At 64.3% G+C, this 17,167-nt stretch carries 22 protein-coding genes; 12 read left to right on the forward strand and 10 right to left on the reverse strand.

The window, feature by feature from the left end:
* Both ACN0X6_RS17535 and ACN0X6_RS17540 read left to right on the forward strand, forming a co-directional pair.
* A partial coding sequence (locus ACN0X6_RS17535) for a phage infection protein (RefSeq protein ID WP_417705875.1) occupies positions 1-396 on the forward strand: 396 nt, incomplete at its 5' end.
* A gap of 211 nt (positions 397-607) precedes the next feature.
* Positions 608-955, forward strand: a complete 348-nt coding sequence (locus tag ACN0X6_RS17540; RefSeq protein ID WP_013716543.1) for a cupin domain-containing protein — start codon at positions 608-610, stop codon at positions 953-955.
* Positions 956-1,064: 109 nt separating this feature from the next.
* Here the strand turns inward: ACN0X6_RS17540 and ACN0X6_RS17545 are convergent, their stop codons facing one another.
* The gene (locus ACN0X6_RS17545) at positions 1,065-1,334 is read right to left on the reverse strand and encodes a DUF2798 domain-containing protein (protein ID WP_417705877.1); all 270 of its coding nucleotides are present in this window, start codon (positions 1,332-1,334) and stop codon (positions 1,065-1,067) included.
* Between the two features lie 103 nt (positions 1,335-1,437).
* Here ACN0X6_RS17545 and ACN0X6_RS17550 point away from each other — a divergent pair, with 103 nt between their 5' ends.
* Positions 1,438-2,403, forward strand: a complete 966-nt coding sequence (locus ACN0X6_RS17550) for a LysR substrate-binding domain-containing protein (protein WP_417705879.1) — start codon at positions 1,438-1,440, stop codon at positions 2,401-2,403.
* 114 nt (positions 2,404-2,517) lie between these two features.
* The gene (gene eco, locus ACN0X6_RS17555) at positions 2,518-2,994 is read left to right on the forward strand and encodes a serine protease inhibitor ecotin (protein WP_417705881.1); all 477 of its coding nucleotides are present in this window, start codon (positions 2,518-2,520) and stop codon (positions 2,992-2,994) included.
* 37 nt (positions 2,995-3,031) lie between these two features.
* On the opposite strand, the gene ACN0X6_RS17560 is transcribed toward eco, so the two are convergent.
* Positions 3,032-3,445, reverse strand: coding sequence for a transcriptional regulator (locus ACN0X6_RS17560; protein WP_417705883.1), 414 nt, complete (start codon positions 3,443-3,445; stop codon positions 3,032-3,034).
* Positions 3,446-3,563: 118 nt separating this feature from the next.
* Here ACN0X6_RS17560 and ACN0X6_RS17565 point away from each other — a divergent pair, with 118 nt between their 5' ends.
* A complete protein-coding gene (locus ACN0X6_RS17565; RefSeq protein WP_417705884.1) occupies positions 3,564-4,022 on the forward strand; it encodes a BRO family protein in 459 nt (152 codons plus the stop codon).
* A gap of 45 nt (positions 4,023-4,067) precedes the next feature.
* Here ACN0X6_RS17565 and ACN0X6_RS17570 read toward each other — a convergent pair whose 3' ends face one another.
* Positions 4,068-4,712 carry a YecA family protein gene (locus tag ACN0X6_RS17570; protein ID WP_417705886.1) on the reverse strand — a complete coding sequence of 215 codons (645 nt, stop codon included), beginning with the start codon at positions 4,710-4,712 and terminating at the stop codon, positions 4,068-4,070.
* Between the two features lie 146 nt (positions 4,713-4,858).
* On the opposite strand from ACN0X6_RS17570, the gene ACN0X6_RS17575 reads away from it, so the two are divergent.
* Complete coding sequence (locus ACN0X6_RS17575) at positions 4,859-6,868, forward strand: peptidase U32 family protein (protein ID WP_417705888.1); 2,010 nt, start codon at positions 4,859-4,861, stop codon at positions 6,866-6,868.
* Here ACN0X6_RS17575 and ACN0X6_RS17580 read toward each other — a convergent pair.
* Positions 6,856-7,332, reverse strand: a complete 477-nt coding sequence (locus tag ACN0X6_RS17580; RefSeq protein WP_417705890.1) for a DUF2938 domain-containing protein — start codon at positions 7,330-7,332, stop codon at positions 6,856-6,858. The genes ACN0X6_RS17575 and ACN0X6_RS17580 overlap by 13 nt on opposite strands.
* Positions 7,333-7,405: 73 nt before the next feature.
* Between ACN0X6_RS17580 and ACN0X6_RS17585 the strand changes: the two genes are divergently transcribed.
* Positions 7,406-7,834: a helix-turn-helix domain-containing protein gene (locus tag ACN0X6_RS17585; protein ID WP_417705892.1), complete on the forward strand. Its 429-nt coding sequence runs from the start codon at positions 7,406-7,408 to the stop codon at positions 7,832-7,834.
* A gap of 153 nt (positions 7,835-7,987) precedes the next feature.
* Here ACN0X6_RS17585 and ACN0X6_RS17590 read toward each other — a convergent pair whose 3' ends face one another.
* A complete protein-coding gene (locus ACN0X6_RS17590) occupies positions 7,988-8,284 on the reverse strand; it encodes a putative quinol monooxygenase (RefSeq protein WP_417705894.1) in 297 nt (98 codons plus the stop codon).
* 152 nt (positions 8,285-8,436) lie between these two features.
* Here ACN0X6_RS17590 and ACN0X6_RS17595 point away from each other — a divergent pair, with 152 nt between their 5' ends.
* On the forward strand, positions 8,437-9,024 hold the full coding sequence (locus ACN0X6_RS17595; RefSeq protein WP_417705895.1) for an NAD(P)H-dependent oxidoreductase: 588 nt from the start codon (positions 8,437-8,439) through the stop codon (positions 9,022-9,024).
* Between the two features lie 9 nt (positions 9,025-9,033).
* On the opposite strand, the gene ACN0X6_RS17600 is transcribed toward ACN0X6_RS17595, so the two are convergent.
* Entirely contained in the window at positions 9,034-9,894 is an 861-nt protein-coding gene (locus ACN0X6_RS17600) for a CAP domain-containing protein (protein WP_417705897.1), read from the reverse strand.
* Between the two features lie 185 nt (positions 9,895-10,079).
* Between ACN0X6_RS17600 and ACN0X6_RS17605 the strand changes: the two genes are divergently transcribed.
* Positions 10,080-11,120 (forward strand): GGDEF domain-containing protein, encoded by a 1,041-nt coding sequence (locus tag ACN0X6_RS17605; RefSeq protein WP_417705899.1) that lies wholly within the window; start codon positions 10,080-10,082, stop codon positions 11,118-11,120.
* Positions 11,121-11,131: 11 nt separating this feature from the next.
* On the opposite strand, the gene ACN0X6_RS17610 is transcribed toward ACN0X6_RS17605, so the two are convergent.
* Positions 11,132-11,581, reverse strand: a complete 450-nt coding sequence (locus ACN0X6_RS17610) for a hypothetical protein (protein ID WP_417705901.1) — start codon at positions 11,579-11,581, stop codon at positions 11,132-11,134.
* Positions 11,582-11,788: 207 nt separating this feature from the next.
* Here ACN0X6_RS17610 and ACN0X6_RS17615 point away from each other — a divergent pair, with 207 nt between their 5' ends.
* A complete protein-coding gene (locus ACN0X6_RS17615; RefSeq protein WP_003462270.1) occupies positions 11,789-12,070 on the forward strand; it encodes a peptidylprolyl isomerase in 282 nt (93 codons plus the stop codon).
* Between the two features lie 200 nt (positions 12,071-12,270).
* On the opposite strand, the gene ACN0X6_RS17620 is transcribed toward ACN0X6_RS17615, so the two are convergent.
* Complete coding sequence (locus ACN0X6_RS17620; RefSeq protein ID WP_417705904.1) at positions 12,271-13,164, reverse strand: EamA family transporter; 894 nt, start codon at positions 13,162-13,164, stop codon at positions 12,271-12,273.
* A 139-nt stretch (positions 13,165-13,303) separates the two neighbouring features.
* Here ACN0X6_RS17620 and ACN0X6_RS17625 point away from each other — a divergent pair, with 139 nt between their 5' ends.
* Positions 13,304-14,038, forward strand: coding sequence for a sulfite exporter TauE/SafE family protein (locus tag ACN0X6_RS17625; RefSeq protein ID WP_417705906.1), 735 nt, complete (start codon positions 13,304-13,306; stop codon positions 14,036-14,038).
* A 54-nt stretch (positions 14,039-14,092) separates the two neighbouring features.
* On the opposite strand, the gene ACN0X6_RS17630 is transcribed toward ACN0X6_RS17625, so the two are convergent.
* Both ACN0X6_RS17630 and ACN0X6_RS17635 read right to left on the reverse strand, forming a co-directional pair.
* Entirely contained in the window at positions 14,093-15,133 is a 1,041-nt protein-coding gene (locus ACN0X6_RS17630; protein WP_417705908.1) for a DUF1176 domain-containing protein, read from the reverse strand.
* Between the two features lie 69 nt (positions 15,134-15,202).
* Positions 15,203-15,910 carry an NADPH-dependent F420 reductase gene (locus ACN0X6_RS17635; protein WP_417705910.1) on the reverse strand — a complete coding sequence of 236 codons (708 nt, stop codon included), beginning with the start codon at positions 15,908-15,910 and terminating at the stop codon, positions 15,203-15,205.
* A 511-nt stretch (positions 15,911-16,421) separates the two neighbouring features.
* Here ACN0X6_RS17635 and ACN0X6_RS17640 point away from each other — a divergent pair.
* The gene (locus tag ACN0X6_RS17640; protein WP_417705912.1) at positions 16,422-17,123 is read left to right on the forward strand and encodes a YebC/PmpR family DNA-binding transcriptional regulator; all 702 of its coding nucleotides are present in this window, start codon (positions 16,422-16,424) and stop codon (positions 17,121-17,123) included.
* Positions 17,124-17,167: the final 44 nt, after the last annotated feature.

Consider the following 17,167-nt stretch of genomic DNA (forward strand, 5'->3'; position numbering starts at 1 on the left):
GCCGAAGGTGGCTCGGACCGTCTGATCGAGAACCGCGTCGCCGAAGGTGGCTCGGACCGTCTGATCGAGAACCGCGTCGCCGAAGGTGGCTCGGACCGTCTGATCGAGAACCGCGTCGCCGAAGGTGGCTCGGACCGTCTGATCGAGAACCGCGTGGCCGAAGGTGGCTCGGATCGCCTGATCGAGAACCGCGTTGCCGAAGGTGGCTCGGATCGTCTGATCGAGAACCGCGTGGCCGAAGGTGGCTCCGACCGTCTGATCGAGAACCGCGTCGCCGAAGGTGGCTCGGACCGCCTGATCGAGAACCGCGTGGCCGAAGGTGGCTCGGACCGTCTGATCGAGAACCGCGTTGCCGAAGGTGGCTCGGATCGCCTGATCGAGAACCGCGTCGCCTGATACCTTCCTGATGACCTGATCGAGAACGTCGTATGACTCGATGCCAAACGCAGCCCCACAAGGCCGGCCTGATAAGCCGGCCTTGGTTTTTTCAGCGATAGAAAGCCCCGCGCACTGCGCGAATGAGTAGCCCCGTGTCGACCCCAGGCAATCGACCGCCCCGCCCCCGCTCTATGGTGAACGCCCCTTTGATCTCTCACCGGAGCCCCCCATGGCCAACAAACCGATCACCGTTCTGCGCGATACCCAGCCGATGCCCGTCGTCGATGCCTGCAAGTGGGAGCGCATCGAAGGTGACCCGCACACCGTCAACCTCAATGCCTACACCAGCGATGACGGCAGCAAGATCATGGGCACCTGGATCTGCACGCCCGGAAAATGGCGCGTGGAGTACGTGAAGTGGGAGTACTGCCACTTCCAGGAAGGCTACTGCATCATCACCCCGGACGGCATGGAGCCGATTCACCTCAAGGCCGGCGACATCTTCGTCGTGGAGCCCGGCATGAAAGGCACCTGGGAAGTGGTGGAAACGGTGCGCAAGTACTTCGTGTTCGCCTGATCGCAGCACCTCGTATCCGTGTGCGCCCAGCACGGCGCCCACCGATTGCCCTTGCTTGTCGCCCGCGCCAATCCTGAAGCCCTCACTCTGGATGGCGGCGTAGCGCTGCTCAGGACACCCGTACCGTGAGGCTCACCAGCCTGATCACGATCGGCCGCACCAGCATCACACAGACAAACGCCACCGGCATCGCCAGGCTGTAAGCGCCCAATACCGCCTGCAGATAACCCTCGCCGATGCCCCGGTTTGCAGCAGTAATGACCAGCGACATGAGCATGGCCATGATGCCCGACATGAAGAAGGCGAAGGCCACGGGCATGGCGCGGGCCGGCAGTTTCCAGTTGCGCCTGGTGGTTGCAGCGAGGTCGAGATCGGACATGCTCAGGTTCCCTGTTCGATAAAAGTGTCGGGCACTCTAGCGATGAAGACGATTGCGGCGGTAGAGGGCGAAAGGTAAGTTGAGTATCAAGATCAACTTACGAATGAATGAAACATTGGAAAGCAAAGGCACAGATACCCTGCGCGGCCTGGAGAGTTTCGTGAAGGCCGTGGAGAGCGGCAGCATCGCCGCCGGCGCACGCCTGCTGGGTATCAGCGCAGCCGCAGCGAGCCAGAATATCGCTCGTTTGGAACAAGGCCTCGGCCTGCGCCTGCTCACCCGCACCACCCGCAGGCTGGCACTCACCGACGCGGGCTCGTTGTATTTCGAGCGCGTGCAAGCTGTGCTTCAGGAGCTGGAACTCGCTCGCGCTGCCATCGCCGACCTGCAGGACGAGCCACGCGGGCAGTTACGCATTGCTGCCAGCGCAGCGTTCGGTCGTCATGTACTGGCGCCGCTGCTCCCCGGTTTCATGGCGCAACATCCGCGTATCCGCTGCGAACTGCTGACCACCGACGCCACGGTCGATCACGTCCAGGAAGGCGTGGACATCAGCATCCACATCGCACAGCAGTTGCAGGAGGGCCTGGTGGCCAGGCGCATCGCCACCGCGCAGACGCGCTTCTGCGCCGCACCGGCCTATCTGCAACGCGCCGGACACCCCAGCGAACCCGAACAGTTGCGCGACCACGACTGCCTGCTGTTTCGCTTCGCCACCGACGGACGCCTGCTGCGCTGGGGCTTCGTCCGCGAGGGCGTGCATTTCGATGCCCAGGTCAGAGTGGGCATGAGCAGCAACGATATCGATGTCCTGGCGCAGTGCGCCGTGGCAGGCGGCGGCATCACCCGACTGGCGTCCTTTGTCGCCGCCCCCTATCTGGCTCGCGGTGAACTGGTCGAACTGTTCTCCTCGGCCACGCCAACGCACAGCCGGGCGACCAGCGCCCCGCTGGACTATTACCTGTGCGTACGCGACCGCTACGAGCTGACGCCCAAGGTGCGCCTGTTCATGGATTACCTTCAGCAAGCCTTGCCCGCCGAGCTTAAACCCTCAACCGAGGCGCCCTGAAACTTCTTGAAAAGCGCAGGAACTTGGCCTATTCACCAAGGTCAGTGCTGCGCCGCCGATCAGGCGATTTCCCAACCACGGACAGGCCAGAAGGCCTTTCAGCAAGGAATCATCATGAACCGACTCAAACTGCCACTGCTCTCCCTCGCTTGCGCGCTGCCGCTGGTGGCCTGCGCGGCAACCCCGGAAGCGCTCAAGCCCTACCCCGCCGCTGCCGACGGCTATAACCGCCATGTAATCGAACTACCGGCGCAAGCCAACGAAGCCGAACACCAGGTAGAGATCATCGCCGGCAAGACCCTGGAAGTGGATTGCAACCCGCAACACCTGGGCGGCCAGTGGCAGGAAAAAACCGTGGAAGGCTGGGGCTACAGCTACTACGAGCTGGGCCAGGTCGGCCCGGCCATGAGCACCCTGATGGCCTGCCCGGACGGCAGCCGCAAGCAGGCCTTCGTACGCGTTGGCGGTGAGCCGCAACTGGTGCGCTACAACAGCAAGCTGCCGCTGGTGATCTACGCGCCAAAGGATGTCGAAGTGCGCTACCGCCTGTGGTCTGCAGCGGCCGAAACCAGCACCGCGCCGCGTCAGTAACGCCGGCTGGGCCCCTCCGGGCCAGGCGAATGCACGCTCAGTGCTCGCTGGGCTTCTTCTCGGCCTTGGCTGCAAGAGCCAGGGCCATCACCACTTCGCGGGCCACCTTGCGCTGTGCTGCCGGCAGGTCCAGAAAGGCCTCGATGACCTCACGTTCCTGATAGAACTTGGGATCTTCCCAACGGCCACGCTGCTCGCGTACGGCAGCGCCGGCCTGCTCGCCAAAGCGCAGTACCTGCGGTTCGATACGCAGCCACTGTGCCAGAACCTGCAATTTGTCCTGCGACGGTATGGCCTCGCCACGCAACCAGCGGGAGACCGCCTGGAAGGTCACGGAACGGCCCCAGTAACGCGAATTGAACTCGCGCTCGAGCACGGTAGGGCGATCTGGATATCCAGCCGCAATCATGGCGCCACGCAGGCGCTGGGCGAATTCGATTTTATCGGTCATGGACGCGGACGTTAAATTCCGCTTCCATGCTTGATTGAACAGTCTGTTGTATATTAAATGAAATTTATGGTTTCATCGCGCTCAACAGGCCATTGTTTGATGCACGAGGGAGGGCGCCATGACCCGTCCGATCAATCCCGTCTTCGAAGACATTCGTCTCACCGTGCGCAGCGCCGCCGACGGCCGCTACTGGTTCGCCGCACAGGCCGTTTGCCAGGCCCTGGAACTGGCGGACGAAGAAGCCGCCCTGCTGCTGCATTGCCGACCGGAGGGCATCCTCTTCGGCAATGAGCAAGCGCCTCACGCCATGATCGACCTGGAGAACCTGCTGCGCCTGAGCCTGAGCACCACCAGCTCACGCGCTGAGCGTCTGCGCAGCTGGCTCTGCCAGGTCTTGCTGCCGCACCTGTTCAACAGCGCCAGCTTGCCCAGCTATCGACAGCTGAGCACGGCAGACAAGCGCCTGCGCGTAATCAAGTGGCACGACGACTGGTGGATGTCGGTCAATGATGTGATGCAGGTTTTCGGCACGCGGCCGGAACTGCTGGCCATGACCGAGGACCCGCCCTGCAGTTGAGCACGACATCGGGGCTCGCGCGCCGGGCCGGGTGACGGCAACCGGTCAGCGCATGCAGCACTGCTTGTACTTCTTGCCGCTGCCACAGGTGCAGGGGTCGTTGCGCCCCACCTTGGCGTCATCACGTCGCACCGGCAGTACCGGCTGCAAGTTCTGCTGCCAGTACTCGTAGAGCTCGACGGCAGCCGGTTCGAGCATCGCCGTGCTGGCCTCGTATTCGGCGTCGGACATGGCCTTGAGCGTCTCGCTGCCACTTTCATCGCCATGCAGGGTGATCAGCGCCAGGGCTGCCTGTACCGAGTCGGGTAGTGCCTCCTCCAGCCAACCGGCAACCACAGCGCCGCGCAGGTAGCCTGCGCACCACTCGGAAACGATCAGCTTCTCGCCCTTGCCGTTGTCGTCAGCGAGGAAGATGGCCTCGTAGTCATCCGGCTCCTCGCTGAGCATGTAGGCCGCCTCGCTCATCAGCTCGACGGCCAGCTTCATGAAGCGTTCGCCATCCTTGTCACTCGGCCATTGCGGCGGCTGGTCGGCCCAGATCGCCGAATACCAGACGGCAGGCGCGACCTGGCGCGGCCCGGAGACGATGGCGGCGAAGTAACCGTCCAGCTCGCTGGCGGACAGGATCGAGTCATCGTTGCCGTACTTGAGCAGCCACTGATCGAGCTTCTCCAACCCTCTGTTGTCCATCGCCACGCCTCCGCCTGAAAAAGGCCGCTACTGTACCGCCATCGGTGCGTATTACCAGCCGTCCGGCATCTGACGAGTGCCCACAGGCCAACAGCCCGGTACAATGCGCGCCTTGCCCGTGTGCCAGCCTGATAAAAGAAAACACCATGTCCTTGCCCAAGAACCACCTGGAACTGCTCAGCCCTGCGCGTGATGTCGAGATCGCCCGCGAGGCCATTCTGCATGGCGCCGACGCCATCTACATCGGCGGCCCGAGCTTCGGCGCGCGGCACAATGCCTGCAACGAGGTGAGCGATATCGCCAGGCTGGTGGAGTTCGCCCGCCACTATCACGCGCGGGTGTTCACCACGATCAACACCATTCTGCATGACGATGAGCTGGAGCCGGCGCGCGCGCTGATCCACCAGCTCTACGACGCGGGCGTGGATGCGTTGATCGTGCAGGACATGGGGGTGATGGAGCTGGATATTCCGCCCATCGAGCTGCATGCCAGCACCCAGACCGATATCCGTACGCTGGAGCGGGCCAAATTCCTCGACCAGGCCGGCTTCTCCCAGCTGGTGCTGGCGCGCGAGCTGAACCTGCAGGAAATCCGCGCCATCAGTGACGCCACCGACGCGGCCATCGAGTTCTTCATTCACGGCGCGCTGTGCGTGGCCTTCTCCGGCCAGTGCAACATCTCCCACGCGCAGACCGGGCGCAGCGCCAACCGTGGCGACTGCTCGCAGGCCTGCCGCCTGCCCTACACCCTCAAGGATGAAAAAGGCGGCGTGATCGCCTACGAGAAACACCTGCTGTCGATGAAGGACAACAACCAGAGCGCCAACCTGCGCGCCCTGGTCGAGGCCGGCGTGCGCTCGTTCAAGATCGAGGGCCGCTACAAGGATGTGGCCTACGTGAAGAACATCACCGCCCACTACCGCCGCGAACTCGACGCCATCCTCGAAGACCGCCCGGACCTGGCCCGCGCTTCCAGCGGCCGTACCGCGCACTTCTTCGTGCCCGACCCGGACAAGACCTTCCATCGCGGCAGCACCGATTACTTCGTCACCGAGCGCAAGGTGGACATCGGCGCCTTCGACTCGCCCACATTCACCGGGCTGTCTGTGGGCTTTGTCGAGAAAGTGGGCAAGCGCGACCTGATCGCCGTCACTCACGAGCCGCTGTCCAATGGCGACGGCCTCAACGTGCTGGTCAAGCGCGAGGTGGTGGGGTTCCGCGCCAATATCGCCGAACTGAAGGCAGAGTTCGAGGAAGACGGCGAGAAGCGCTACCGCTACCGCGTCGAGCCCAACGAAATGCCCGAAGGGCTGTTCCGCTTGCGTCCGAACCATCCGCTTAGCCGCAACCTCGACCACAACTGGCAGCAGGCGCTGCAACGCACCAGCGCCGAACGCCGCATCGGCGTCAGCTGGAAGGCCGAGCTGCATGAAGATGCCCTCACGCTCACCGCCACCAGCGAAGAAGGCATCAGCGTCGACGTCGCCCTGCCCGGCCCGTTCGGTGTCGCCAACAAACCCGAACAGGCGCTCGACGGCCTGCGCGACCTGCTCACTCAGCTCGGCACCACCATCTACCACGCCCAGGGCGTCACCCTCGACGCGCCGCAGGCGTTCTTCGTGCCCAACTCGCAGCTCAAGGCGTTGCGCCGCGAGGCCATCGAAGCGCTGACCGAAGCGCGCGTCGCCGCTCACCCACGCGGCAGCCGCAAGGCCGAGACCGACCCGGCGCCGGTGTACCCGGAGTCGCACCTGTCGTTCCTCTACAACGTCTACAACCAGAAGGCGCGCGACTTCTACCATCGCCATGGTGTGCAGTTGATCGACGCGGCCTACGAGGCGCACGAGGAAACCGGCGAAGTGCCGGTGATGATCACCAAGCACTGCCTGCGCTTCTCCTTCAACCTGTGCCCGAAGCAGGCCAAGGGCGTGACCGGCGTACGCACCAAGGTGGCGCCGATGCAGCTCGTACATGGGGATGAAGTGCTGACCCTGAAGTTCGACTGCAAGCCGTGCGAAATGCACGTGATCGGCAAGATGAAGGGCCATATCCTCGACCTGCCACACCCAGGCAGCGCCGCCACTCAGGTGGTCGGCCACATCAGCCCGGACGACCTGCTCAAGACCATTCGCCAGAAGCCGGGTTACAGCCACTGAGCCAACAGCCCCATCAGGTACAGGCCCAGGCCGAATACCAGATGGGTCAGAAACGCACGCACCCGCACCCGCCAGGGCTGCGGCGTGCGTGAAGCGGCCACGCCCATGCCGAACGCCGGCTGCATCAGCAGCAGGGGCGCAACCACGCTGAGCGCACCGAAGGCCAGCGCCGGCGCGAGCGTGGGATGCTGCAACCAGGCTTCGCCAACCCAGGCCAGGAACAGCGCGGCGAACAACAACCCGGTCAGGTAATGAACGCCCCAGCCCAGCGCACGCTCACCGCGCAGGGTGGGCGCCTTGCCAATCGCCGCATGGCGAAACTGCCCATGGCCCATGTGCCCCAGCCAGCGCCCGACCCAGGCGTAATCCAGCGCCGCCACACCGAACCAGCGCTTGCGCGCCAGCGCCCAGATATCCATCAACAGCGTTGCGCCAATACCCAGCATGATGCTCTCGACTGCCATACACATCTCCATCTAACCTATCTGGAAAGCCTTCAAAACAAGGCTGCCAGTTAAAGTCGACTTGAGGTCAAGCATGAAAGAGCTGGATATCGGCAAGGTCGCGCGCTGGTCAGGTCTGCCGGCCTCGACCTTGCGTTACTACGAAGAAAAAGGGCTGATCCACTCCATCGGGCGCGATGGCCTGAAGCGGGTCTTCGCCGAGTCGGTGCTGCAGCGCCTGTCGCTGATCGCACTCGGGCGCACGGCCGGTTTCTCACTGGACGCCATCGCCGAGATGCTGGCAGCCGAGGGCGGCCCTGCCATCGACCGTGCGCAACTGGAGCGCAAGGCAGAGCAGTTGGATCACACCATTCGCCGCCTGTCCGCCATTCGCGACGGGCTGCGCCATGCAGCGCTGTGCCCGGCCGACAACCACCTGAGCTGCCCCACCTTTCAGCGCCTGATGAGCATGGCCAGCAAGCAGATGGGCCGAAAGCGCCCTGCCGCTGCCGAACGGGCTTGAACGGCCGCAACGCCTGTGTTGTCGGCTTGTGCTGGGGCCTGCGGCTGCATCGTCTTGGCCTCGGTGCGCACCGCGCACCCTACAACAGCGACGCGCTCCGTAGGCTGTCGCGGGGCCGCCCAGGTCGTGCGCAGCGGGTTTTCAGCGACTCACTCACCGGGCCGGGCTGAGCATCTCGATTTCACGCATCTCGACATCACCACGCAGGTAGTCCATGCGCGTGTCGTGAAACGCGCGCATGTGCGCCAGAGCCGTGTGCTCGGCCAGCGCCTCCCGTGACGCCCACACCTCAAAGAAGATGAACAGCGTCGGGTCCTGCGCGTCGCGCAGCATGTGATATTCGATGCAGCCGGGCTCGGCGCGACTGGGTTCGACGTAAGCGCGAAACAGTTGCTCGAAGGCCTCGGCCTGTTCGGGCCTGGTGTGAGCGTGAAGGATGAAGCCGTACATGGAGCAGGTTCCTCGATGTGGGAAGACGCCTCACCATAACGCAGCATTCGGCAAGCCTTTAATGACTTTAAGTCAACAATCATTTGACCGTTCCGGGGTGTTTCGCACGCGCAAGGCCGGATAACCTGCCGCCACATTTTTGGAGAACCCCCATGAAAAAGATCCTCCTGCTCAACGGCGGCAAAGCCTTCGCCCACTCCCACGGCCAGTACAACAGCACCCTGCATGACGCGGCGCTGGCCTTTCTCGACCGCGCCGGCTTCGACGTCAAGACCACCTTCATCGACGGCGGCTACGACGTGGAAGAAGAAGTGCAGAAATTCCTTTGGGCCGACGTGGTGATCTACCAGATGCCCGGCTGGTGGATGGGCGCCCCCTGGACGGTGAAGAAGTACCTCGACGAGGTGTTCACCGCCGGTCACGGCAGCCTCTATGCCAGCGACGGCCGTACCCGTTCCGACGCCTCGCAGAAGTACGGCAGCGGCGGCCTGATCCAGGGCAAGCAGTACATGCTGTCGCTGACCTGGAACGCACCGGTGCAGGCCTTCGAGGACCCGACCGATTTCTTCGAAGGCAAAGGCGTGGACGCGGTGTACTTCCCCTTCCACAAGGCCAACGAGTTCCTCGGCATGAGCGGCCTGCCCACCTTCATCTGCAACGACGTGATGAAGGTGCCGAACATCGAGCGCGACGTGGCGCGCTACGAGCAGCACCTGGCCCAGGTGTTCGGCGTCGCCTGAGCCACCGGCTCATTGCCCGCCGAACAGCGCCGTCCAGTAGATGCCAGCATCGCTCTGCGGGTCGTTGGCGTAGGCAGCGCCCAGTTCGCTGAACGCCGGGTTCATGATGTTGGCGCAGTGCCCGGAGCTGGCCAGCCAGCCCTCGACCACCTTGGCGGTGCTATCCAGCGCCGCCGCGATGTTCTCGCCAACCTTGCTACCGCTGTAACCCGCCAGCTCCGCGCGGTCACCCGGCGTCAGGCCGTCACGCCCCTGGTGGGCGAAGAAGTTGCCGTTGGCCATGGCCCGACTGTGGCTCTCGGCAGCGTTGCCCAGCTCGGCGTTCCATACCAGCGGCGCGGCAGCGGCAAAGCGCTGGTCACCGCATTGGCGCGCCTCGGCGCGGGCCGAGTTGATCAGCAGCAGCAGACTTTCCCCCTCGGTCTGCCAGGTTTGCAGGCGCGCACTGAGCAGCGGCCGTGCAAGCACGATGCGCCAGTCACGATCCTGCTGGCTGACACCGATGTCGATGAATTGCGGATCGAGCAACACCCGACAGAAACTCTCGCTCAAGGCCTGCATGGCCGCCTGCGCATTGCGCGGGCCGGAGAGCGTGATGGCCTGTACGTTGACCAACGGATAACCGGCCGCGCTCAGCGAATCCTGCAGATCCGCGGTGCCATTGGCAGGCAGGATCAGGCGTGGATCGTTGGTCAAGGGTGGCAGTGGCTCGGAGGCCTGCACGCCGCAGCGTTGCACCTCGCTGCGGTAGTTGTTGATCGTCTCGATCAGCGCAAGGTCCTCAGTGGCCTGAGCCGCGCCCCAAAAGCCCATCAGCAGCAGCGCCAGCAAGCAGCGTTGCCATCCCCATTTGTCCATTGTTGTTGTCATACCGCCCTCTCCCAACTAGCGTCGCAATTCTGACGCAATTTCCGGCGCAGGATCATGGCCGGTTGCCTGGTCCCATCGAACGCCCGCATGCACTGGCATCGCGGCCGAACGGCAGGCTTGCTGCATGACGCCATCTGCCGTCATCGAACAATTTGCGCACTGGCCTCTCCCGCTCGAGAACACTGATGCCCGGTTACTTCGCCAAGAACGAACAACATCGTCGCCTGGTCCTCAAAGCCTTGCTATGGATCACCTTGAGCGGTGGTTTGTTCTTCTCCGTGGTCAATCTGCTGCACGACAACTGGCTGCTGGCCGCTCTGGAGATCGGCTACGCCGCTGTGTCGCTGTATCTGCTGAGCATCGTCGAGCGAACGCACAACCTGCAGCTATTGACCGCGGTTTACCTGCTGCCGTTCTTCAGCATCATGATTTTGGCGCTGGCTCAGACCCACACCAGCTTCGCGGTGTTCGCCTGGATACAGTCGATTCCGATCATCTGCTACCTGCTGCTGGGGCTGCGCCTGGGCATGTACGGCTCGGTGCTGTTCGTCGGTATCGGTCTGTTCGTCTTCAGCCGGCGGTTTTCTTCCGATCAATGGCTGCAAAACATCGAGATCATCGCCAATCTTGGCCTGGCCAGCCTGGCGGTGATGATCTTTGCGCACATCTACGAGCGCAGCCGACTTCTCAACGAGCAGCGTCTGACCGATCAGGCGACCACCGACTCCCTGACCGGCCTGCCAAACCGGCTGAAGCTGGCCGAGGTATTCGAGCGCGAGCGTGCCCATGCGCTGCGCAATGGCACGCCGCTTTCGCTGGTATTCGTCGATATCGATCACTTCAAGCAGATCAACGACCGCTTCGGCCACGAGGTCGGCGACCGCGCCCTGGTTCACTTCGCCACGGTGCTGGCGCAGCGTTTGCGGGTCAATGATCTGTTCTGCCGCCTGGGCGGCGAGGAGTTTGCCGTGCTGCTGCCAGGCAGCACGGCGGCGCACGCTCGAGAAATCGCCGAGAGCCTGCGCGAACGCCTGGCGGCACAGCCGCTGGCGGTGGATGAGACCACGCTGCGCATGACCCTGAGCGCCGGCGTGGCCTGCTTCGGGGTGGACGGGCAATCACTGGACGAGCTGATGCTGGCGGCGGACAGGCGCACCTATGCGGCCAAACGCGCCGGGCGTAACCGGGTGATCACCCGAGAGAACGGAGAGCCCGTTCCGGGCTGAACGGGTGCGGATCAGACGTAGATGCTGACCCCACCCTTCTCCTGCAGCCACTGACGGTAGGTCTCCAGCGAGTCGGTCTGCTGGTCGCCGTTGTAGCCGGAGATGCGCACGCTGCCCTCCATGCCGGCATCCACCATCTTCTGTACCTGCGCCAGCAGCGTGGCGGCATCGTCGCGATCGAGTTGCATCACGTCCGGCAATTGAATCACCGCAGGTGCCGCCGGCTGGCTGTCGCCACTGGGTTGCACGGCGTTGCCGGGTTGCGCCGCGCCGCCATTCATCGCACGCAGCAGTCCGCCCTCACTGCGCGCCACCACCTGCTGGGCGAAACGCCGCAGGTCGGCCAGCGGGTCCTGACCGGCCTGATCACCGGTGTCGCCAGTGCCTGCACTCGAGCGATTGTTGAGCTGACTGCCGTAGTAGCTGAGCATGGCAGGCATGCTGTTGTTGATACTGGTCATGCGGCCTCCGCGAAATCCGTTCGCCTCATGCAAAGCAGGTTCCGGGCCAGCCACTGCAGGCCCGTCATTACGCGGGCTGCGCATCCATTCGCGGCAGCGGCTTGCCACCACGGGGCAAGGTTTTGCCTGTGCCGGTCACCCCCGCAGATCGACCATCACCGCATTATTGCGCTAGGCTCTGCACCTTCATTGATAGGAGGTACTCCCATGGCCCGCGCCACTGCCCGCCACATCCTGGTTGCCAGCGAAGACAAGTGCAACGAACTGAAAGCCGCCATCGAAGGCGGTGCCGACTTCGCCCAACTGGCCAAAGACAACTCCTCCTGCCCGTCCGGCCGCAGCGGCGGCGACCTGGGCTCGTTCGGCCCCGGCCAGATGGTCAAGGAATTCGACACCGTCGTCTTCAGCGCGCCGGTCGGCGTGGTGCAGGGCCCGGTGAAGACCCAGTTCGGCTACCACCTGCTGGAAGTCACCAGCCGCCAGGATTGATCTGACTGGACCGAAGAGTCGCCAGCGCGGCCAGGCGATGAAGATCGTCTGGCTGCCCGCCTGGGCTTCGATCAGATCCCCCGAACGTCTGCCGCAAAAGCGCCCGCACGACTGAGCCCGTTGTCGTAGGGTGCGCCGTGCGCACCAAGGCTCCAGGCAGTATCGGGTCATGATCCAGACAGCGCTGCGCACGACGCACCCTACCGCAGCGTCGCCTCGCGCTGACGCCAGCCATCGAGCAAACGCCCGCCCCAGACGTTGATCAGCAGCCCGGTCATGACCAGCGCCGCCCCCACCATCTGCAGACTGCCGAGGCGCTCGCCGAGCAACAGCGCCGAGGAGCTGATCCCCACCACCGGCACCAGCAGCGAGAACGGCGCCACCTGGCTGGCCGGATAGCGCGACAGCAGGCGGCTCCAGAGCCCGTAACCGAGAATGGTGGCGCCGAATGCCAGGTAGGCCAGCACCAGCAGTGAGTCCAGGCTGAGCGTGCGCAGCGACTGGCTGATCAGCTCCGGCCCTTCCAGCCACAGCGACAGGGCCAGAAATGGCAGCGGTGGAATCAGGCTGCCCCAGACCACCAGGCCGACCAGATTGACCCTGCCCAGCTTGCGCGTCACCACGTTGCCCAGCGCCCACATCGAGGCCGCCGCGATGGTCAGGGCGAAGCCCGCCAGGGTCATCGCCTGCCCGCCCTGCAGACCGATCAATACCAGACCGCTGGCCGCCACCAGCAAACCGAACAGGTTACTGCGACGCAGCCGCTCGCCGAGAAACAGCGCGGCGAAGAACAGGGTGAAGAACGCCTGCGACTGCAACACCAGCGACGCCAGGCCAGCCGGCATGCCGACGTACATGGCATAGAAGAGAAAGGCGAACTGCCCCACTGAAATGGTCATGCCATAGGCCAGCATCCAGCGCAGCGGCACTTGCGGCCGCCGCACGAAGAGGATCGCCGGAAAGGCCGCGAGCATGAAGCGCAGGGCGCCCATCAGCATCGGCGGCATGCCATGCAGACCGACCTTGATCACCACGAAGTTCAGCCCCCAGACGACGATCACCAGCAGCGCCAGCAGCAGATCCTTGGGTGTCATGAGCACAAACCTCAGGTTGAGTGAGCCGGCATTAGAGCAGCCTCACCCCGCAGCAGATAGACACAGACGCCATGGAAAAAAGCCACACAGCCACTGGCGGCTGCTAACCTGCGCGCTTTTGTAGCGTTACGCCAGCCCCATGACTCTGCACGATTTCCTTCTGTTCGCCTTGCCCGCCGTGTTTCTCACCGGGCTGTCCAAGGGCGGCTTCGGCGGCGCCCTGGGCGGCATCGCCGTGCCATTGCTGGCACTGGCCACTTCGCCGAAACAGGCGGTGGCGGTGATGCTGCCGATTCTCTGCCTGGCCGATGTGGTGGGCCTGAAGGCCTACTGGGGCAAGTGGCATATGGCCAATCTCAAGGTCATGCTGCCGGGTGCAGTGATCGGCATCGCCATCGGCTCGATGACCTTCGGTTTGTTCGACGAACGCGCCATTGGCCTGCTGATAGGCGCCATCGCCATCACCTTCGTCGGGCTCGGCCTGGTGGCTGGCAACCAGGCGCCACGCCCGCTGCACAAAGGGCGCGGCACACTGCTGTCGAGCCTGGCGGGCTTCACCAGCTTCGTCGCCCACGCGGGCGGCCCGCCGGTGATGATGCACCTGCTGCCGCAGCAACTGGACAAGGTGCGCTTCGTCGCCACCATCAACCTGTTCTTCCTGCTGACCAACGCCGCCAAGCTGTTCCCCTACGCGGCGCTGGGCCAGTTCACCGAGGACAATCTGCTGCTGAGCCTGATGCTCGCGCCCATCGTACCGCTGGGCGTATGGAGCGGCCTGTGGCTGCAATCACGGGTCAACCACCTGTGGTTCTACCGTATCGCGCGGCTGGGCATTCTGCTGGCCGGGCTGCAGCTGATCTGGCGCTACCTGTAGATCCCCCGCCCGTAGGGTGCGCCGTGCGCACCGCGCCTCACTGCCCACGCCGGTTCAGGGCTCGATCACCCGCCACAGCTGCGGCCACTCGCCGGGGTTACGCCCTGCACAGCGGTTCAGGAAGCTGAACGAGGCCAACTGAAAACGCTCGCCATCGAAGCGCCAACTGCCCGACTCGCCGCAATCGGCAATGCCACGCCCCTTGTGCAGGTAAGCCAGCTCGCCTGTCTGCGGCTGATAACTGACCCAGCCGGATAAGCCATCGTGCCCCAACGGCAGCGGATCGATCTGCATGTCCTGCTCGACATACGGCGACTGACGACTGACGCGATAGACGGCGAAATCGCAGTTGTAGGCCGCACACCAGGTACGGATGATGACCAGCGCCTCGCGCTCGTTGAGCGCGAAGGCCTCGGCCTCAGGCTCGTCTGTCATGCCCTCCTCGAACCACTGGTTGCGCGTCGTGGCCATCAGGTGCCGGGCGATGTCCTGCTGTTCGACTTCGCTCAGTGGCGCAGCGCCAGGATAGGCACGCAGGCGTGGCGCCTGCGGCGGCGCCGGGACCTCGCTGTCAGGGCGCGTACCCGACCGGTACAGCGCCGTGCGGGTATCCAGCCGCCCCTGCACGGCATCGATCAGCAGCAATGCGGCGGACAGCCCACTGAGCGACACCAGCGCCTGGTGCTCGCCATCGCCTGCCATACGCAGCTGCGCACCATTACGCAATTCGGCCAGCACGACCTGGGCATCGGCCCCCTCGGCCGCCAGCAGTGTTTCACCATCCTCGTCCACCAGGCGCAGGCGACCGGCACTGGATAATGCGTGACCATCGAGCTGCAGCGGTGCATATCCACCTCGCCCGGCATGGTGCAGCGACAACGCCAACGGCGCCTGCGCACCCGCAGCACGCTGCAGATGCAGACTCAATGGCGTGTAATCAAAGCCTTGCGCAGCACTGATCGCCTGGCATGCCCGCAGGTTGTCGCAGGCGATCACCCAGTCCTTGATTTCCCGGTACAGCGGCACCTGCTCGGGCGCTGCCTGGACCATTCCCGCCGCCAGCAGCAGAGCCGAGATCAGCATCCGACGCGACATGAACAACTCCTTTTGATGATTGCGCAGGGCCGTCATGTTCCCTGGCCCGAGCAAGCCAGGCAAGCGCCATCACAACCCCAGCAATTCGCGCAGCTCACGCGCGGTGGGCATGCGCGCCGACACACCGCTGTTGAAATCGAAGGCCTTGGCGCTGGCCAGCGGCCCGACGATCACCGGGTCGAAGCCGGCATCGCTCACCAGGCGCGCCGCCACCTCCAGCGCCGCCTCGTCATCCGCGGCCAGCGGGATGGCCAGCTTCTCGCCGCTGCGGTGGGCCTGGCTGCGCAGGTTGTGCGCGGAGATGGCATTGAACGCGCGCACCAGGCGCACGCCCGGCAGAAACTGCTGCGAGGCCAATCCGGCGCCCATCTCGACCGCCTCCTCGGCCATCGGCCCGTCGCGTCCCGGACGGGGATTACCGGCGTCCAGCACCACCTTGCCAGCCAGCTCAGCGGCGTAGTCGCGCCCGACCTGCGGCGTCGCGCCATAGGGTACGGCCAGCAGAATCACCTCGCCAAAGGCCGCCGCCTCACGCGGGGTGCCGACGCGGGCACGCTCGCCCAACTCATCGGCAAGCGCCTGCAGGCGTTCGGGATTGCGCGAGGACATCATCACCTCATGCCCCGCTTCGACCCACAATCGCGCCAGCGCGCCGCCGATATTGCCGGTGCCGATGATGCCGATACGCAAGGCGTCCGCGTGCGCCAGCACTGGGGCGCCGCCCAGCAGCACAAGCAGGCCGAGCGCGGCGGCGAAACGCTGAAGTAAAGGGGGCATGGTGAGCTCCTCGAGCGAGTGACGACGAAGAGCAAGCATAGAAAAACCGGACACCAGGACGACCAAGGATTCGCAACAGGGTGTTGCCCGCCAGCTATGCTTGAAAGGCGATATTGCATTGCAGTCGGCTACAGGGGCCGAGGAGGTGGCAGTGACCCGAACGCATCCCCCCAGTCAATGAACTGCTTCCCGGAGACGCGACCATGAGCAAAAGCATGGATTCACACAAAGAAGGCAAGAAGAAACCGCTGAAAACGGCGCATGAGAAGCGCATGGCCAAGCGCGAGAAAAAGCACGGCCAGACCCTGCTCGGCAGCCACTCAGCGGACGCCTGAGTTCCAGCCTGCCGGCGCAGCCTCGCTGCGTCGGCCCTCCCCTGCCGCAAAAACACCATCCGGGAAATTGCGCGTGCCGCCGGCGCCGCAAGGCACTAGAATCCGCAGCCTAAGTGATCGTCCGGCCGCCTCTGCGCGCCGCGACACCCTCTCACCTATCGGCCAGGAGACCCCAGATGGGCGCCCAGTGGAAAGCCAAACCCAAAGAAGCCGCCGCCAATGCCCGAGGCAAGATCTTCGGCAAGCTGGTGAAGGAAATCATGCTCGCCGCGCGTAACGGCGCCGACCCGGACATGAACCCCAAGCTGCGCCTGGCCGTGCACCAGGCCAAGAAAGCCTCGATGCCCAAGGACACCCTCGAACGCGCCATCAAGAAAGGCGCCGGTCTGTCCGGGGAAGTGATCAACTACGAGCGCACCCAGTACGAGGGCTTCGCCCCGCATCAGGTGCCGGTGATCGTCGAGTGCCTGACCGACAACGTCAACCGCACCGTGGCCGAGATCCGCGTGCTGTTTCGCAAGGGCCAGCTCGGTGCATCCGGCTCGGTCAGCTGGGACTTCGACCACGTTGGTCTGATCGAAGCCACTACCGAAGAAGGTTCCGACCCGGAACTGGCCGCCATCGAAGCCGGTGCCCAGGACTTCGTGCCCGATGACGAGGGCTCGACCCTGTTCATCACCGACCCGACCGACCTCGACGCCGTGTGCAAGGCACTGCCGGAGCAGGGTTTCACCGTCAACTCGGCCAAGCTCGGCTACCGCCCGAAAAACCCGGTAAGCAGCCTGACGCCGGAGCAGATGGAAGAAGTCGAAGCCTTCCTCGAAGCCATCGACGGCCACGATGACGTGCAGAACGTTTACGTCGGCCTCGCTGGCTGATGTTCGCCAGGTTCCCAGCCTGACGCTGCAGGAGCGAATTGATT

The organism is Pseudomonas sp., assembly GCF_048269965.1.
Classification (GTDB): Bacteria; Pseudomonadota; Gammaproteobacteria; order Pseudomonadales; family Pseudomonadaceae; genus Aquipseudomonas.

Coding starts and splice junctions, on each gene's coding strand:
- ACN0X6_RS17540 (WP_013716543.1), top strand. CDS start 608: ATGGCCAACAAACCGATCACCGTTCTGCGCGATACCCAGCCGATGCCC.
- ACN0X6_RS17545 (WP_417705877.1), bottom strand. CDS start 1,334: ATGTCCGATCTCGACCTCGCTGCAACCACCAGGCGCAACTGGAAACTG.
- ACN0X6_RS17550 (WP_417705879.1), top strand. CDS start 1,438: ATGAATGAAACATTGGAAAGCAAAGGCACAGATACCCTGCGCGGCCTG.
- eco (WP_417705881.1), top strand. CDS start 2,518: ATGAACCGACTCAAACTGCCACTGCTCTCCCTCGCTTGCGCGCTGCCG.
- ACN0X6_RS17560 (WP_417705883.1), bottom strand. CDS start 3,445: ATGACCGATAAAATCGAATTCGCCCAGCGCCTGCGTGGCGCCATGATT.
- ACN0X6_RS17565 (WP_417705884.1), top strand. CDS start 3,564: ATGACCCGTCCGATCAATCCCGTCTTCGAAGACATTCGTCTCACCGTG.
- ACN0X6_RS17570 (WP_417705886.1), bottom strand. CDS start 4,712: ATGGACAACAGAGGGTTGGAGAAGCTCGATCAGTGGCTGCTCAAGTAC.
- ACN0X6_RS17575 (WP_417705888.1), top strand. CDS start 4,859: ATGTCCTTGCCCAAGAACCACCTGGAACTGCTCAGCCCTGCGCGTGAT.
- ACN0X6_RS17580 (WP_417705890.1), bottom strand. CDS start 7,332: ATGGCAGTCGAGAGCATCATGCTGGGTATTGGCGCAACGCTGTTGATG.
- ACN0X6_RS17585 (WP_417705892.1), top strand. CDS start 7,406: ATGAAAGAGCTGGATATCGGCAAGGTCGCGCGCTGGTCAGGTCTGCCG.
- ACN0X6_RS17590 (WP_417705894.1), bottom strand. CDS start 8,284: ATGTACGGCTTCATCCTTCACGCTCACACCAGGCCCGAACAGGCCGAG.
- ACN0X6_RS17595 (WP_417705895.1), top strand. CDS start 8,437: ATGAAAAAGATCCTCCTGCTCAACGGCGGCAAAGCCTTCGCCCACTCC.
- ACN0X6_RS17600 (WP_417705897.1), bottom strand. CDS start 9,894: ATGACAACAACAATGGACAAATGGGGATGGCAACGCTGCTTGCTGGCG.
- ACN0X6_RS17605 (WP_417705899.1), top strand. CDS start 10,080: ATGCCCGGTTACTTCGCCAAGAACGAACAACATCGTCGCCTGGTCCTC.
- ACN0X6_RS17610 (WP_417705901.1), bottom strand. CDS start 11,581: ATGACCAGTATCAACAACAGCATGCCTGCCATGCTCAGCTACTACGGC.
- ACN0X6_RS17615 (WP_003462270.1), top strand. CDS start 11,789: ATGGCCCGCGCCACTGCCCGCCACATCCTGGTTGCCAGCGAAGACAAG.
- ACN0X6_RS17620 (WP_417705904.1), bottom strand. CDS start 13,164: ATGACACCCAAGGATCTGCTGCTGGCGCTGCTGGTGATCGTCGTCTGG.
- ACN0X6_RS17625 (WP_417705906.1), top strand. CDS start 13,304: ATGACTCTGCACGATTTCCTTCTGTTCGCCTTGCCCGCCGTGTTTCTC.
- ACN0X6_RS17630 (WP_417705908.1), bottom strand. CDS start 15,133: ATGTCGCGTCGGATGCTGATCTCGGCTCTGCTGCTGGCGGCGGGAATG.
- ACN0X6_RS17635 (WP_417705910.1), bottom strand. CDS start 15,910: ATGCCCCCTTTACTTCAGCGTTTCGCCGCCGCGCTCGGCCTGCTTGTG.
- ACN0X6_RS17640 (WP_417705912.1), top strand. CDS start 16,422: ATGGGCGCCCAGTGGAAAGCCAAACCCAAAGAAGCCGCCGCCAATGCC.